Genomic DNA, 16,789 nt, shown 5'->3' with positions numbered 1-16,789 from the left:
CAAGTCAGGTTCTGAGGGCGGTCGGCGAGGGCAGGTCGTCCGCTTCGAGGGCCACCAGGTCCTCGGGGCGCGGGTCGGCGAGTTCGGCGACCCGCTGTGCCTGACGTTCCGTCATTTCCTGGAACACCTGGCGCGCGGAGCGGCCGTTGCCGAAGCCCTCGGTGCGGGGCATCCGGGCGAAGAAGCCGCTCAGCTCGGTACGGGCCCGCTCGCTGAGTTCGTAGCGGTGCTCGGCCGCCTGGTGCTCGACGATCGAGACGAGTTCGGCGGCGTCGTAGTCGACGAAGTGCAGGGTGCGGCTGAAGCGGGAGGACAGGCCCGGGTTGGAGGCGACGAAGCGGTCCATCTCGGCGGGGTATCCGGCGGCGATCACCACGATGTCGTCACGGTGGTCCTCCATGAGCTTGACGAGAGTGGCGATCGCCTCGGTGCCGAAGTCGTTGCCGCTGTGCAGCGGCGACAGCGCGTACGCCTCGTCGATGAACAGCACGCCGCCCAGGGCCTGTTGGAAGGCCGCTGTGGTGCGCGGCCCGGTGTGGCCGACGTATTCGCCGACCAGCGCGCTGCGGTCGACCTCCACCAGGTGGCCGCGGCGCAGCAGGCCGAGGGCCTTGAGCAGCCTGCCGTACAGCCGGGCGACGGTGGTCTTGCCGGTGCCCGGATTGCCCGCGAAGACCAGGTGGCGGCTGAGCGGTGGCGCGGGCAGCCCGGCCTCCTGCCGGCGCCGTACCGTCTGCATCAGCTTGACCAGCGAGCCGACGTCGCCCTTGACGCCGTCGAGGCCGACGAGGGCGTGGAGTTCGGCGAGCAGGTCGTCGAGGTTCTCCTCGGGCGCGTCCGGGTCGGGCTCCTCCTCGTCGGCCGCGCCCGGGGCGCCGGGCGGTGCGGGCACGGCAGAGCCGCCCACCGTGCGGGCCGGGACAGCTCCCCCGCCCTGTTGCGGCATCGTCGGCCGGCGGACGTCGTAGGAGGCGCAGTCCTCGAACGCGGGCCGCGCCCCCTCCTCCAGGCCGAGGTCCTCGGCGCAGTCCCGGACCCGGCAGCGGCGGAAGACCGGGGACGCGCCGCGTGCCACATGGAGCGCGGGGAAGCCAGCGCCGGTGATCTCGCAGGAGGTGAAAGTGCCGCCGGCGTCCTCGGCGAGGTAGACGCCGTTCTTGGCCGGCGCGTCGATGTGCAGGCCGCTGATCTCCGGCGCCGCACCGGTCCACACCACGACCCCGGAGCCCGAACTTCCCTCCACGCTGCCGCCGTTCACCTGGGCGGTGGCGCCGGAGTCGACCACGATCCCGGCGGCGCCCGCCCCGGCGATCCGTATCTGCGCCAGCCGTACGCCGCCGCCCGCGCCGGCCTCGACGCCGGTCTTGGCCGCGCGCAGCACGGTGCAGTGCTCCAGTTCCGTGCCGGCCGGGGACAGGGCGTGCACGCCGGTCGCGGTGTCGGTGAGGCGGCAGCCGCGGGCGGTGAGGGTCGCGGCGCCGTCGGTGTGCAGTCCGGTCATCGCGATCCGGGACAGGCCGCATTCAGCGAGGTCGGCGTGGGCGGTGCCGACGGCGTGCAGGCCGTGCTCGGCGCTGTCGCGGATCCGGCAGTCGAGCAGGATGGTCCGGGCGGCGTCGGCGAGGTGGACGGCGCTGTAGCCGGTCTCGGAGATCACGCAGTCCGCGAGCCGGGCGGTGCCGTTGCCGAGCAGCAGCAGGCCGTTGGCGCGGGAGTCGGCGACCGTGCTGCCGGCGGCGGTGAGCCGTGCGGTGTCCTGGACGACGAGGCCGCTGGTGGCGGAGCCGGTGATCCGGCAGTCGGCCAGTTCCGCGGTGGCGGCGCCGGTGAGACGGATGCCGACCGCGCCGGCCGCGGTGATCCGGGTCTCGCCCGCCACGAGGGCGCCGTCGTCCTCGACGAGCACACCGCTGCCGCCGGTGTCGCGGAGTGTGCTGTCCATCAGGGCGAGGGCGGACCGGCCGCGGATCCGCAGGCCCGCGCCGGTGGTGCCGTGCACGCGCAGGCGTTCCGCGGACAGCCGGGCGGCGCCGGACAGCACGGCCGCCGTGCCGTCCACGGCTTCGATCCGCAGGTCGTCGGCGCGGGCCCGGGCGCTGCCCGACAGTCGCAGGCCGGCGCCGCCCGCGCCCGCGATCCGGCAGCGGAGCAGCAGCAGCGCGGGGCCCGCTTCCGGGGCCGGCGGGAGGTCGGGGTCGGCGCCGTTGTCCGTGTCGAAGTCCAGGCCGTCCGGGTCGGGGGTGGTCAACTCCCGTACACCGGAACCGGGTTCGGTGTCCTCGCCGGTCACCTCGACCCGGCCGCCGAGGACGACGCAGTCGTGCAGCGCCAGCGAGGCGCCGTCCTCGACCCGCACCGCGGGCTGTTCGGGGTCGGCGCCGCGCAGGGTGAAGCCGTACACGGCGCAGTGCGCGCCCGCCACCAGCGCCTCGCTGCGGCCCGCGGCCGGGGAGAGGGTGACGCTGCCCGCGCCGTGCTCGGCGCGCAGCACCACCGGCCGGTCGAGGGTCAGCGATTCGCGGTAGTCGCCGGCTTCGACGAGCACCACGGCGCCGGGCCGGGCGGCGCGTACGGCGGCGGCGATCGTCCGGTGGGTGCCGCGGCCCTTCGCCGCCACCTGGACGGTGTGTTCGGCGCGGTCGGGGTGCGCGGCCGTGCCGCGGTCGACGATCACGGCTGCTGCCCGGCCGGCTGGTCGGTGCCGCTGTCGCCGTAACCGCCCTGGTACCACCAGGGGTTGATGCTGTCGCGGTACCAGTTGGTGAGCTGCGAGGTGAACACCTTCTCGGGGATCTTCCAGCCGAACTGGATGAAGAACTCGGCGAAGCCCTGCCGGTGGAAGAAGCGGCTGCCGCCGCCCATGATGAACAGATTCTTCATGGCGCCGACGCTGACCGCGCCGGTCATCGCGGACGCGGCGTTGATCAGCCCGTCGAGGGCCGCGGCGCCGCCGCTGAGGTAGACGGTGTCGCCGTTGGCGTCGGTGATGCCGAACACGGCCGCGTTCATGCTGCCGTTGACCCAGCCGGCCAGGGTGGAGGTGCCGACGCTGTAGGTGAAGTCGTAGGTGCCGCCGCGCCAGCGGGTGGGCGTCTCGTTGCCCGCCCACTCGTTGGACCAGTGCTTGTCGTGGTTCATCGGCTTGCGGTACCAGGGCTTTCCGCTGTCGGTGTTGGCCAGGCCGTTGCGCCAGTCGCCGGTGCGCTGCAGCCCGCTGAACTTGTTCTCGTGGACGAGCGTGCCGACCGCGGTCTTGACGCCCGCGCTGACACTCGCGTTGGCGAACGCCTTGAGCGCGTCCTTGCCGCTGAACGGCCGGTTCTGGATGTCCGCGACAATGGCGTTGACGGCGAGATTCGCGGTGAACTCCAGGATGAATTCCTGGAAGAACTCGATGGCGGCCTTCTCCATGATCAGCTTCCACTGCGGCTGGTAGAGGCCGTCGCCGATCCGGGAGATGTCCATACCGTCGAGGTCGGTCTTCCACTGCATGCGGTTGGCCTCGCGGATCCGCCGTCCCCAGCCGCGCAGTTCGGCGGCCGGGCCGCGGAAGTCGACGCCGCGGCCGGTCAGGTGGAGCCGTCCGAAGGTGTCGGCCTCGAAGATGTAGCCGCTGTCGGAGCCCTGGGCGTGGATGACGCCGTTGCCGTCGTGCCGCACCCACTGGCCGCGCCAGGCGTCGGTGGTGAGGACTTGATTGCCCGTCACCTTGCTCTCCACGACGGCCGCGTTGTGGTCGAACTCCTTCCACACGTTGCGGTCCACCGGGTTGGCGGCGCCGGGTGCGAGCAGCGAGCCGTCGGGCAGGTATTCGCGGACCCGCCCGGTGGTGCTGGTGGTGGGCACCTCGCGGACGGTGACCGGTGCGGCGCCGCCGCCGAGGTCCACCCGGTCGCGGAAGGAGCGGGCGCCGGGGAACCAGTCGGCGACATAGGCGCCGTTCCCGCCGCCCGCGCGCGGATTCCACCACTCGCGGACTCCGGTGCCCCGGTAGTCCACGGCGTTGCCGAATGTGTCGTACTTCGCCCACTGCCACCGGTGGGTGCCGTCGGCGTTGGTGATCCGCCAGGCGTCGACGTGGTCGCCGCCGCCGAGCATGTCCCGGCCGCGGATCGCGAAGGGGCCGTCGTCGGTACGGATGTAGGCGCGGAAGGAGTCGTCGAAGGGGCTCGATCCGCTGAAGCCGCGGCCGAATTCGGTGAAGCCGGTGTCCCGGTTGCCCGCGCCGTCGACGCTGTCCCAGGCCCAATGGCGGGTGTCGGTACGGCCGTTGTAGCCGGACCAGTCCCACAGCCGGGAGCGCGGCGCGTTGGTGGTGACGGTGTGCGGACCGTGGTCGTTGCCGGGCCGCAGGTCGGCGTTGGGCCAACTGTGGACGTCACCGACGGGAGCGCCGTGCACATTGCGGGTGACCGAGGCGCCGCCGTTGCCCTCGAAGGCGCCGGCCCGTACGGCGGGACCGCCGTCCAGGACGAGGCCGCCGGCGGGCACCGGCCGGAATTCCACGATGGTGCCGTCGGCGTAGCCCGCGCGCGCCACCCGGGTCGGGGTGCCGTCGGGGGTGTACCAGTCGCCGCCCTGGTGGACCTTGAAGCGGTCCTCCCAGATCCGGCCGCCCGCGCCGCCCGGGGTCTGGACACGGTAACCGGACAGTTTGCCCGCACCCTCGGTCCACGGCAGGTGCCCGGCGACGGGGGCGGCACCGGCCGGCAGCGCGACGGAGTCGCCGACGGTGAGCGTGTTGCCGTGGTCCAGTTTGATCACCGCGCGGGTGAAGGTGCCGTCGGCGGCGATGTCGAGTACGTTCTCGTTCATGGCGGTGAAGCGGAAGCCGTCGGTGCGCGCGCCGGTCGCCAGGTCGGTCTTCGTCCAGGTGGACATCTGGAAGCGGGTGTCGCCCTTGAGGAAGCCGTGCGCGTCCCAGACGGCGTCGCCGATGCCGATCAGATGTTTGCGGACCCACTGCGGCGGGCGCTGCTCGGACCAGCGGTGGGTCTCCAGGATCTTGTTGTCCGGCAGTTTGTCCAGGGCGCCGGTCGGCTTGCCGTGCTCCGACTGCTCCTTCCACAGCTGCCTGGTGGTGTTGGCGCCCGCCGGGTCGACCGTGACGGTCTTGGGCAGGTGCCCGTTGGCGGGGTCGAGGACGGCCTCGCGGTAGTGACCGGTGTTGTTCTGCGGCAGGTGGGCTGGGCCCCACTGCCGCTGGACGACGACGTTCTCGCCGCCCTGCCACAGGTGGTCGGTCCAGCCGCCGTCCGCGTCCAGGGTGCGGACGCCGCCGAGCACCGGACGCTGGCCGGCGTCGTAGCGCACCCATGTCCAGCCGTCGCCGGTGGTGTCACGGATGCCGAGGACGCTGCCGCCGTCGATGCCCTTGCGGAATTCGTGCACCAGCACGCCGTTGTGGTCCAGGCCGCGCCACGCCTTCCCGTCGAGCGTCCCGACATTGCGCAGGCCCCAGTTGACGACGTTGCCTGCCGGGTCGGTCTGGGTCCAGCGGGTGTTCTGGCCGGAGAGCCGGCCGAAGCCGCCGGCGTCGGTGCGGCGCAGCGAGTCCAGGGCGCCGCCGGTCGGCAGCGGCCGGTGCTCGAAGATCTCCACGGCGTCCTTGCCGGGTTTGGCGACGAGCTTGACGTGGCCCGCGTCGGTGGCGACCTCGACGGTGCCGGAGTGCAGCAGTCCGCGGCCCGCGCCGCGGAAGGGGGCGCCGGCGGCGGTGTCCATCAGCTGCCACGTCCTGGCGTTCGGCGCGAAGGTGAGGACGAACTGCCGGTTCGGTACCCGCACGCCGTCGCGGGTGACGTTGAACGCCTGCCCGGTCAGGCTGCCGTCCGCGCCGAACTGCCGGTATTCGCCGCCGCGTACGCCGGTCGTGGTGTCGGTGATCCGCCAGCCGGTGCCGTGCGCCGTGATGTGCGGCAGCGGCAGCCCGTTGGCGTCGAGCGCCAGGCGCTGGGCGGCGCCCATCGTGCCGGGCGCCGGGTAGCGGGTGACGCCGAACTGATGGAGCGGCGCGCCGCCGGGGCCGTGCAGCATGACGGCGTGGTCGCCGAGGGCGCCGCTGGTGTGGTCGTGCGTCCAGTGGTCGCCGCTCGCGGTGTCGGTGACACGGATCCTGGTCGGATTGCCGGTGGCCGGGTCGACGTCGACCCGCACCGTGTGGTTCGGCACGGGCTGCCAGGCGCCGTCCAGGTGCCGCGCCGCGCCGCCCGCGGGGACGTCCACGGCGCCGCTCGGATTGCCGTCGCCGCCGATGAGGCCGCGGCCACCGCCGGCCAGCACATGGTCGGGCCCGAAACGGTCGTACGTCATGGCCTGTCCGGGGCCGCCGGTCCGCTCCACGCGCAGGCCGCCGCCGGGATGGTCGACCGCCTGTACGCCGTTCGGCCGTGCGCCGCCGGGCAGTTCGATGTGCGGGGCGCCGCCGCCGACCGGGCGAACCACGAGCCTGCCGTCCGCCGCGCCGCCGGCCAGCCGCAGCGGCGTACCGGTCTCGACGGGCGCGCCGCCGGGGAAGCCGTGCCGGACGAAGGCGCCGTCCGCGCCGTCCTGGTCGATCCGTACGGTGACGGTGGCGCCTGCCGCGTCGGTCTCGCGGACCGGGGTGAAGCCGGGCACGGGCGCGCCGCCGGCGTCGAGGAGTTGGGCGCCGCCGCCCCGGCCGGGGGCCGGGAATTCGACGAACTGCCCGACCCCTGCCGGGGTTTGGATGCCGTGGCCGTCGGCGAGATGCAGGCCGCGCGAGTCGAAGAGCTGGTACGTGGCGGCGGTGCCGGGCGCGGCGGGCCGGTCCACGCGGAAGCCGTCGCGGGGCACGGGCAGCCGGGTGACGGTGGCACCCGCGTCGATGCCGCCACCCGTGGTGAGGTGGTGGGTGGCGGCGCCGGCCTGGTCGTAGGTGACCGCGATGCCGGTGCCGACGGGGGCCTGCGGGCCGTGCACGGGGATGGTCTCGGCGCGCAGCGAGCCGCGGGAGTCGAAGGTCTGCCGGATACCGGTCGTCACGTCCTGCACGGACAGTCCGCCGCCGGGCGTCTGCACCACATGGTGCGACCCGTTGCCCAGCTCCGCTCCGTCGGCGTCCAGCAGCCGCAGGTCCACGCCGTCCGCGCGGTAGGTGATCTGCACGCTGAGGCCGTGCGGCAGTCCCGTCGGGTCGCTCAGCGGCACCGACTCCTCGATCAGCCGCCCCGCGTCGGTGCCCTCGACGCGGATGACCGGCGGCGGCACCGCGCCGCCGAGCAGCCGGGGCCGGTCGCGCAGCGACTGGAGGTTGAGGTCGGTGATGTGCTGGTCGATCGCGGCCGGGTTGATGCCGTGCTCGCGCAGGTCCCGCAGCGCCGCGCCGTACTGCTGCCGGGCGGCGGTGATCCGGGTGGTCACCTCGGTGACGGCGCGGGACTCGCCGCTGGACGGGCCGCCGGGCATGGCGCGCAGGTCGTCCAGGTGCTGTTCGAGGCGGCCGAGGTCGTAGCGGGCGAGGGTGAAGGCGCTCCAGGCGTCGAAGCGCAGCGGGCGGGCCGGGTCGGTCGCCGCGCCGAACAGCGCGCCGATCCGTTCGCTGTCGGCGGCCCACGCCCGGTCGAGTTCCTTGCCGGTCAGCCGCGGCGGCGGCCCCACGGGCCGCAGGTCGCCCGGGGTGTGCGGGGCGGCGGTCGCCGGCACCTGGGCGGGCGGGGGGACGGCCCCGGACTCGGGTACGTGTCCGGTCTCGGGGATGTGTGCCGGTTCGGGTACGTGCGCGGGTTCGGGGATGTGGGCCGGATCGGAGACGTGGGCCGGTTCCGGGACGTGGGCCGGTTCCGGGGTGCGGGCCGGGGCGCCCGCGAACGCCTTGTCGCCGAGGCCGGGCGTGGCCGTACCGGCGAAGGCGGGTCCGCCGGTGCCGTGCGCGTCGGCGGGGTGCGGCAGGGGCGCGGGGCGGCCGAAGGGGCCATGGTCGAGCAGGTCCATGGCGGCGTCGAAGCGGTGCGCGGGCGGCAGTCGCACCGCGACGCCCGCTCCGGCCCCGGTGCCGTTCGCGGTGAACACCTCGGGCGCCTTGCCCTTGTCGCCGATCGACCCCAGTGCGCCCGGGTCGAAGGTGGCGGGCGTGTGCGTACCGGCGGGCACATGTCCCGTGACCGGTGTCTGGACGACCGCGGCGGGCGGCGGGACCTGGGCGACGGCGCTCGGCGGCGGCACATGCGTGACGGCGGCCGGCGGCGGTACGGACAGGGCCGCGGCGGGCGGCGGGGCCGCGGTGAGAGCTGTGGCCGGCGGCGGGGTGAGGTCGCTGCCGGCGCGCCCGACGACGTGGGCCGGGCCGAGGTCCACCGAGATGTGCTGGGCGAGGGTCGCCATGGTGTGGCTGTTGGCGATGTTCGCGGCGGTGCCGGTGATCAGCGCGTTGGGCGTGGGCGCCAGGACGTGCGCGGCGGTCGGGTTGGGGCCGGTGTGCAGCAGGTCGAGGGCGTTGAAGGAGCCGGTGTGCGGGATGTCGGCCAGGTGCGGGGAGGCGCCGGTGAAGGTCGCGGGGACGTGCCCGGTGACCGGGACCGCGGCCGGCTGGAAGTGGGCGGCGCCGTCGCCCGCGAGGTGCGGGAGCGCGGGCGCGGGCACGGTGTGCGCCAGGGCGGTGGTGGTCGCGGGCGGCGGTATCGCGACCGTGCTCGCGGCGTTGACGTTGACCGTCACGGCGGCGGTGGGCGGCGGGGTGGCGACCGCTGCGGCGGGGTTGGTCAGATGCGCGGTGGTCGCCGGGGTCGCGGTGGGGGTGACGGCGTGCACGGTGCCCGCGGGCGGGGTGACGGTCACCGCCGCCGGGTTGATCTGCGGGACGGAGATCGCGGAGACCACCGTCTTGGGGGTGGCGACCAGGTCGGTGGCCTGGGTGACGATGTGGTTCGGCACAGCGTTCGCGCCGGTCGTCGGCACGCTGAAGGAGGGCGCGCCCGCCTGGGCGTGGGCGCCGGCGAAGTCGATGTGCAGCGGCGGCGGGGTCGGCACGATGGCCTGCGGGAGGCTGTGGGCCGCGGAGTTGACGTCGAAGGTGATGCCGGTCGGGGTGTGGGTGACGTTCGCCCATTCGCCGAGGTGCAGCTGCGACAGCTCGCTGATCGGGGTGTCCAGCAGCGCGTCCCTGCCCATGACCGCCTGGAAGCTGAAGGTCATGGTGTCGCTGAACTTCGGTCCCAGGTCGAGGCTGAGCCTGGGCGGGTCGGGGACGAACAGGCCGGGCGTGGTGTGCGGGGTGAAGTCGGGGGTCGGCAGATGGCTGACGCCGCTGCCGACGGCCTGCACGGTGGGGCGTACGGCGTCCACCGCGCCGTACTTGAACTTGCCGAACACACCGCGGTCGATGAGCGCGATCTTCATGGCGCCCATGACGCCGAACTTGCCGATCTCGTCGCCCTCGGCGGGCAGGAAGATCCGCAGCCATTTCGCGCCGCCGAACTCTCCCTTGAAGAAGGCCGCGCTGTTCTTCCCGAAGGTGGTGACGAATTCCGGAACTCCCTTGAAGAAGCCGGGGATTCCCTTGATGCCGGTCAGTACGGTGAGCGAGCCGACCTTGAGGACGTTCGCGCCGATCTGGCCGATGCCCTTGCCGACGCCGGACAGCCACAGGCCGCCCGCCTTGGTCCAACTCCCGGTGATGTGGGCGAGTTCACTGAAGGACGGCAGTGCGACGAACGGCTTGGCGATGCCGGTCAGCATGTCCTTGAGGAAGGTCAGGGTGGCGATGCCGCCCGCCTTGATCGCCTGCCAGCCCATTTTGAAGCCCTTGGCGATCAGCGAGAAGATCGGCACGGCGCGGGTGGTGGGCGCGATCAGGCCGAGCGCGGACAGGAACAGGTCGAGGGCGCCGACCTTTCCCTGGGCGAAGTCCACGGCGGTCTTGATGAAGATGGTGAGGTTGACCGCCATCGCGACCAGCGCGATCGGGCCGCCGAAGATCAGCGCGGGCAGGATCAGCGCGATCGCGATCCACTGGAAGATCTCCCAGAATTCCGCGCAGCCCGACACCGGCGACTTGATGTTGCCGGACGCCTTGCGGAGCGTGGTGGTGGCGGCGCTCGCCGCGTCCTTCTGCGTCTGGCCCGCGTCGCGCGCGGTGGCGGCCAGCGTCTCCAGGTTCGGGTCGTCCTTGGCCAGCCCGCGCCCCTGGTCCAGGGCCGCGTCCGCCTTGCTCTGCGCGGTCGACATGGCGTCGGCGTACGTGGTCAGGGCGCTGCTCGACCATTCGAACGCCTCGGCGATGCTCTGCACGAAGCCGCGCAGCCTGCCGCTGATCTGGTCGCGCAGCGCCTCGGCGGTCTCGCCGCTGAAGGCTTCGGGTCCTGTCTTGTTGAGGACCGTCTCCATCGCGGTGTCGATCTCCCGGGCGGTACGGCCCAGGTCGCCGATCGAGGTGGCCACCGTGTGGATCCGCACCGGGTCGCCGGGCGTGGGATCGCCGCTCACACCGAGCGCGTCCCAGTCCGTGGGGCGTGGCATTCCGGTTCCTCCCCTGCCGTACCGCCGTGTCACCGCATTCACGTACGAGCGGGCCGCGCGGTTCACTGCGGCGCGGTCCCGGCGTCCGTGGCGGGAAGTCCCCGACCTGGGTGAACCGCCGGGACCGCCGGTACGTGAACATGTCGGACCGGTCGGCCGCGGTGGTCCCGGCGGCGCACGGGTGTCCGGCGAAGGAGGAGAGGTCATTGGTCGATTTCGCACTCGACTACACGGTGCTGCACACCGCCCGCAAGGATCTGCACGACCTGGCGGACAAGATCGGGCCGACGCTGAAGAGCAGCGACTACGCGACGCTCGGCAACGACGAGTCGGGCGAGGCCGCGGACGTGTTCGGCGACGCGCAGCTCACCGCGGCCTTCAGCACGCTGTACTACCGCTCCAAGCACCCGATGGAGAAGGCCGAGGACGACCTGCGGCAGTTGGGCGACACCTTCGGCGCGGTCGCCGACGGCTTCTTCAACATGGACGCGCAGATCGCCGAGGGCGCGGGCATCATGAGCGCCGACATGGGGCTGAGCGACTGGATCGGCAAGCACAAGGCGTGGGAGGGCCACGACCAGTGGGTCAAGGACCACGACCTGTGGGAGCAGTACCAGGCGAATCCGGATGCCTGTGACGTCTCGGACGGGCAGACGGCGCCGGACTTCTGCAAGGCGTTCGACCCGGGCCCCGAGCCCAAGGACCCCGGGCCGCCGCCCACCGACAAGACGCTGACCACCGCGGACGGCGGCACCGTCCACACCCAGTTGACGCTGGACGGCGACTACAACGTCGTCACGGAGAAGACCACCGTCACCACCGGCGCGGGTCAGACGTACACCTCCACCACCACGTACCAGGACGACCACCGGTCCTACGTCACGGACACCACGTACGCCGACAACAGCACCGCGCACTCCGACGTCCACATCAACGAGGACGGCTCGGGCACCATGACCGTCACCGACGGTGACGGGAAGAAGAGCGACTACACCCGCACCGGTACGGGCGCGCAGTGGAAGCTCGTCGGTGACGAGGACGGCGACGGTGTGGTGGACAGCGAAGAAGAACCCGACCCGAGCTACGACTACATCGGCTATTAGCCTGCGAGGAGCACACCCGCGATGCCCAACATCTCCCTCGACTACGAGAAGATCGAGACCACTTCGTCCAAGCTGGACACCGCCAACGAGAACATCGTCCCGATGCTCAACCAGCTCCGCACCGATGTGAACAATCTGCTGGACGACGGCATGGTCTTCGAGCAGTCCAGTGCGGCGCTGAAGGAGTCGTACGAGAAGTTCAACTCCAGCCTGCTGCTCGCGGTGAAGGGCATCAAGGACTTCGCGGAGCAGTTCCGCGGCATCAAGAAGTCGATGGCGGACAACGACGCCGACCTGGCGAAGAAGATCCGGGACGCGGCCAACGGCTGACGCCCGCCGCGCGTACGGGCGCCCGCCGGTCCCTCGTGGTGGACGAGGGGCCGGCGGGCGCCCTTTTGCGTGAACCGCCTTCGTACTACTGCGGTTTGAGGGTGGTGACCGGGACCTGGACGGTGAGCGCGGTGCCGCCGGGGCCCGAGGTCCAGGCGCGTCCGGCGCGGACGTGCGAGCGCACCGCGCTGATGGACAGCCGGGCGCCGATCAGGTCGCCGTCGGACATGTTGCGCGGGGCGAGCACCAGGCCGCGCCTGGCCCGCTTGGCGGCGGTGAGCCAACTGCCCAGGCCCATCGACAGGGAGTCGGCGGGCCCGGCGGCGAGCAGGCCGATGCCGCGCTCGCGGCCGGCGACCGCGATGTCCTTCAGGATCCGCTCGGCGGAGCCCATCGCCACCAGGTCGGCGTCGTCCACGATCACCACGCGCGGCCCGGGCATAGCGTCCAGCGCCTCCCGTACGACGTCGGCCGACGGGTCGGGCTCGTCCAGCAGCCGCACATGCGGGTGCCGGGCCAGCGCGCGCAGCGGCGACTCGCGCGGGGTCAGTACGACCAGCGAGGTGCCGGCGGCGAGCAGCGAAACGGCGCAGCACGCAAGGGTGTTGCTGCGGCCCGATCCGGGCGGCCCGGCCACCAGGAAGGACGGCGCGGTCTGCGCGAAGTCCACGCCGACCACACCGGCGTCGTCGCCGCCCACGCCGAGCAGGCCCCACATCGGCCGCCGCAGTTCGGCGGGCACCTTCTCGTACGCCTCGGCGAATTCGACCATCGGCGGCAGCGGGGCGACGGCGAACGGCCGCCACCCGGCCGGGACATGCGCGCCGCGGCGTTCGGCGGCGGCGCCGATCCGGCGCAGCGCGTCGACCTGCCCCTGGCCGCTGTCGTCGGCGTCCAGGAGCGCGATCTGCGTCTCGGTGCGGCTGACGATGTGCCAGCCGCGGCCGTCGGGCACCGAGGCGGGCACCTGGCTCGGCAGCATGCCGATCAGGTTGTAGTCGCTGCGGTCGGCCTGGCGCAGCAGCAGCTTGTGGTCGTTGTGCGCGGCGATCCGGCCCGCGATCAGCGAGCGCTCGGAGGTGGCGACGACATGGATACCGGCGGCGGCGCCCTCGCGCAGCAGCCGGGTGATGTCGCCGAGCAGCCGCCCGTTGTCGTAGTCGTCGATCAGCGGGGACAGCGCGTCCCAGCCGTCGATGAGCAGCAGGATGTGGGCGGGCCGCTCCGCCTCCGGCAGCAGTTCGCGCAGTTCGTTCAGCCCGGAGCAGCTGCGGGCCGAGCACGCTTCCTGACGCTGCGTCAACTCCCGGATGAGGCGGCCGAGCAGCCGCTCCAGGTGCTCGAAGTCGTGCCGGGAGACCACCGCGCCGCAGTGCGGCAGCGCGGCGACGGCCGCCAGGCCCCCGCCCGCCGCGTCGATCCCGTAGATGTGCAGATCGCTCAGCCGCGCGTGGCGGGCCGCGGAGCCCGCGATGGTGCGCAGCGCCTGGGTACGGCCGGAGCGCGGCGCGCCGATCACATACAGGTGGCCGAAGGTCGCCAGGTCCACGGTCGCGACCCGCCGCTCCTGGAGCTGCGGAATGTCCTCCAGGGCGTACGGGAAGGGCGGCGGGAGCGTCTTCTGCCCGGTGGCGGCGGGGCGTTCGACGTGCGGCAGTTCCTCCAGCAGCACCTTCGGTTCCAGCGCGGGCAGCCAGGGGCTGGGCTGCGGCGCGTAGTCCTCCAGCAGGTCCGCGGCCTCGCGCAGCGCCGCGACCAGCGCCTGGAGGTCGGTGGGCGCCAACGGGCCCTGTTCCTCCGGGGTGTCGTCCTCCCTGGTGGGCGGGACGGCGGGGCGGCCGAGCCGGGTCCAGGACAGCTCCGCGGCGCGCACTCGGGGGCGGGCCTGTGCGGGGCGCGGGCCGCCGTCCGGTTCCTCGCCCTCCTCGGCGGGGCGTTCGGCGCCGACCCACGCGGACTGGAAGGGGATCGCCGCCCGGTGTCCGTAGCGGACCAGGGCGCGCCCCGGCGTGCTCGGCGAGATGTGCACGGCGTCGCCGGTGTCGATGATGTCCTGGCTCTCCACCATGTCGGTGACGCGCAGCGCGATGCGCAGATTGGTGTTGGCCTTGATGTCGGCGGTGACCGCGCCCGCCGGGCGCTGGGTGGCCAGGATGAGGTGGATGCCCAGCGACCGGCCGCGCTGGGCGATGCTGATCAGTCCGGTGACGAAGTCGGGCACTTCGCGGACCAGGGTGGCGAATTCGTCGATGACCAGCAGCAGCCGGGGCAGTGCGGGCAGCTTCGGCCCTTCGCCCGCGGCGGCGGCCGCGCGCTTGGCGCGGTACTCGGGGTGGTCCTTGGCGTCGTGCTCGGCCAGGATCCTTTCCCTGCGCCGCAGTTCGGCGCCGAGCGAGTCGAGGGCGCGCTGCACGAGGTGCGCGTCGAGGTCGGTGACCATGCCGAGGGTGTGCGGCAGGTTCGCGCACTCGCGGAAGGCGCTGCCGCCCTTGTAGTCGACCAGGACGAAGGTGAGTTCGTCGGGGCGGTTGCCCGCGGCGAGCGAGGCGACGAAGGACTGCAGGAGTTCGGACTTGCCGGAGCCGGTGGTGCCGGCGACCAGGCCGTGCGGTCCGTCCCGTACGAGGTCCAGCGACATGGGCCCGTCGTAGCCGGTGCCGAGTACGAAGGTGGTGGTGGCGGGGCGGCGGCTCCACCGGTCCACCAGCAGGCGGGCGTCCGGGGGTTCCTGGCCGAGCAGGTCGAGCAGCCGCACCTCGTCGGGCAGTCCGCTGTCGTTCTCCGGGCTGACGTCGCGCAGCGGCGCCAGCGCCCTGGCGACCCGGTCGCACCAGGCGGAGGCCACCAAATCCGGCCGTACGCCCGTCACTTCGGGCAGCCCGGTCCTGCGGACGGTCAGGTCGGTGGCGGAGACGGTGACGACGGCGCCGCACTCCTCGGGCAGCAGCCGTTCCTGTTCGTCGAGGCAGAGGCTGAAGACCCGGACCGGCGGGCCCTCGGTGAGGATCTGCACCATGCCCGGCACGTCGCGCAACTGCCGTGCGCTGTCGGCGATCACGAGGATGTCGGGCGCGGTGAACATCGCGCGCCCGATGGACGAGCCGAGGGCGCGCTGGCGCGCCTGGATCTGCGAGACGAGTTCGGTGACGCGGTTGGCGACGCTCTCTGGGTCGTTGCCGATCGAGACGACCGGGCCGCCCTGCTGGGCGGGCCGCAGGTGCGGCAGCCAGCGCGTCCAGCCCCACTCCTGGGCCCTGGACGGCTCGGTGAGCACCACGATCCGCAGGTCGCGGGGGCTGTGCAGCACCGCGGCCTGCGCCACGCACCAGCGGGCGAGCGCCTGCACGGGCGCGGTGCCGCCCGCGACGCCGACGACGCCCAGCTCGGCGAGTTCCACGCCGATCGGGATGTCGGGCAGATTCCACCGCACGGTGCGGTGGTTCTCGTCCTGCGCCGGGTCCTCGACGGCCTTCACCGAGGGCATGTCGACGGTGCCGACGCGTAGCACGAGGTGGTCGGGGTCGCGGCGGCGGCGCTCCCACAGCCGGCTGCCGGGCCCGGTGGCGATCAGGCCGACGGCCGCCGGGTCGGGGCCGGTGTCGCAGCGCACCCAGCGCTCGCGCACCACGGCCTCGCGGATCTCGCGCTCCACGACCCGGCGGCGGGCGCGGTAGCGGCGGCGCGACTCGATGTGCGTCTTGTGGTTGTTGCGGCGGCCCATCACCCAGTTGGAGATCGCCATCAGCGGGGTGAAGAGGATGAACACCAGGTAGAAGTACGAGTGGAAGATGCCGACCATGACCAGGCCGAGGACCACCGGCGCGAACATCATCAGCAGCGGGAAGGGCACCCGTATCCGCTGTCCCGGCGGGGTCGGCAGCCGCAGTGACTCGGCGTCCAGGTGTGGGGCGATGCGCGGCGGCCGGTTGAAGTCCAGGCCGACGCCGTCGGCGGAGCCGGTGACGGCGGCGTCCGGCTCCACCGGGGCGACCAGCCGCAGCAGCGTCGTGCCGACGGCCAGGTCGACGTCGACCGGCCACGGGACGCGGCCGTCGGCCGGCCGCGCGTCGCTGTCGTCGGCGGTGACGGTGCTGGTGGTACGGGCGGCTGCGGTACGCGGGCCGGCGCCGCGGGCCGCCTTGCGTGCCGCTTTCCTGGCCGCGCGGGCCGCCTTCTCCGCCTCGTCCACGGCGCGCGCCGCGTCCATCCGTTCCTCGGGCGTCGTCCGGTCGGGCGCGGTCCCGGTCAGCGGGTCCACATCGGACGGCGGCACGGGCACGCACAGCCGTACGGGGCTGCTGTCGATCCGGCCGTCCGCGCGTTCGCGGTGCCAGTAGGCGGTGCCGTCCGCCGCCACCGTGACCCACAGGCCGGACTCGGGAGCGTCGGCGCCGCGTACCCGGATCGCGCACCGGGCGTCGGTGCCGATCTCGTAACTGCCCTGCGCCAGCGGCCAGCTGCGGCCCGCGCCGGGCCCGGACACACTGTGAACCTCGGCGAGCACCGGCTCGCCGGGCGCGGGGACGGTCCGCCCGGCGGCGGGGTCGGGGTCCGGCGGCGTCCTGCCGACCCCGAGCACCGTCCCCTCCCTGATCCCGCTCCCCCGCACCGGCGCCTGCGCCGCCAGCGGTTCCGCGCCGAGGTGGAGGGCGATCCCTCCGTCCGCGGCCGGCCGCCCCGGCGCGGACCCGGGCGCGCCGCCCGGCCGCCCCGCGGCGGCCGGATCGCCTTCCTCCCGTACGCCCAGCGCCTCGGCGAGGTCGGCCACGGTGCAGCCGTCCGGCAGTTCCAGCAGATGGTCGCGGTGCACGGCACCGGCGGCCCCGTCGACTCCGTCGACGGTGGTAAGCGTCAGCTTCACGATGTCCAACCCATGGGAC

5 protein-coding genes are annotated in these 16,789 nt (G+C 73.4%); 2 read left to right on the top strand and 3 right to left on the bottom strand.

What is annotated here, in order from left to right; genetic code table 11:
• Positions 1-4 precede the first annotated feature (4 nt).
• A complete protein-coding gene (locus BM076_RS02100) occupies positions 5-2,674 on the bottom strand; it encodes a right-handed parallel beta-helix repeat-containing protein (RefSeq protein WP_245795645.1) in 2,670 nt (889 codons plus the stop codon).
• The gene (locus BM076_RS02095) at positions 2,671-10,476 is read right to left on the bottom strand and encodes a putative T7SS-secreted protein (RefSeq protein WP_093711546.1); all 7,806 of its coding nucleotides are present in this window, start codon (positions 10,474-10,476) and stop codon (positions 2,671-2,673) included. Before BM076_RS02095 ends, BM076_RS02100 begins: the two co-directional genes overlap by 4 nt.
• A 206-nt stretch (positions 10,477-10,682) precedes the next feature.
• Between BM076_RS02095 and BM076_RS02090 the strand changes: the two genes are divergently transcribed.
• Positions 10,683-11,579 carry a hypothetical protein gene (locus BM076_RS02090; protein WP_093711545.1) on the top strand — a complete coding sequence of 299 codons (897 nt, stop codon included), beginning with the start codon at positions 10,683-10,685 and terminating at the stop codon, positions 11,577-11,579.
• Between the two features lie 21 nt (positions 11,580-11,600).
• Positions 11,601-11,909: a WXG100 family type VII secretion target gene (locus BM076_RS02085; RefSeq protein WP_093711544.1), complete on the top strand. Its 309-nt coding sequence runs from the start codon at positions 11,601-11,603 to the stop codon at positions 11,907-11,909.
• An 85-nt stretch (positions 11,910-11,994) separates the two neighbouring features.
• On the opposite strand, the gene BM076_RS02080 is transcribed toward BM076_RS02085, so the two are convergent.
• Positions 11,995-16,770 carry an FtsK/SpoIIIE domain-containing protein gene (locus BM076_RS02080; protein ID WP_093711739.1) on the bottom strand — a complete coding sequence of 1,592 codons (4,776 nt, stop codon included), beginning with the start codon at positions 16,768-16,770 and terminating at the stop codon, positions 11,995-11,997.
• Between the last annotated feature and the right edge of the window lie 19 nt (positions 16,771-16,789).

It is taken from the genome of Actinacidiphila alni (assembly GCF_900112845.1).
In the GTDB taxonomy this organism is placed as follows: domain Bacteria; phylum Actinomycetota; class Actinomycetes; order Streptomycetales; family Streptomycetaceae; genus Actinacidiphila; species Actinacidiphila alni.
The sequence above is the reverse complement of the archived record's forward strand: the minus strand, read 5'-3'. Positions and strand labels throughout refer to the sequence as shown.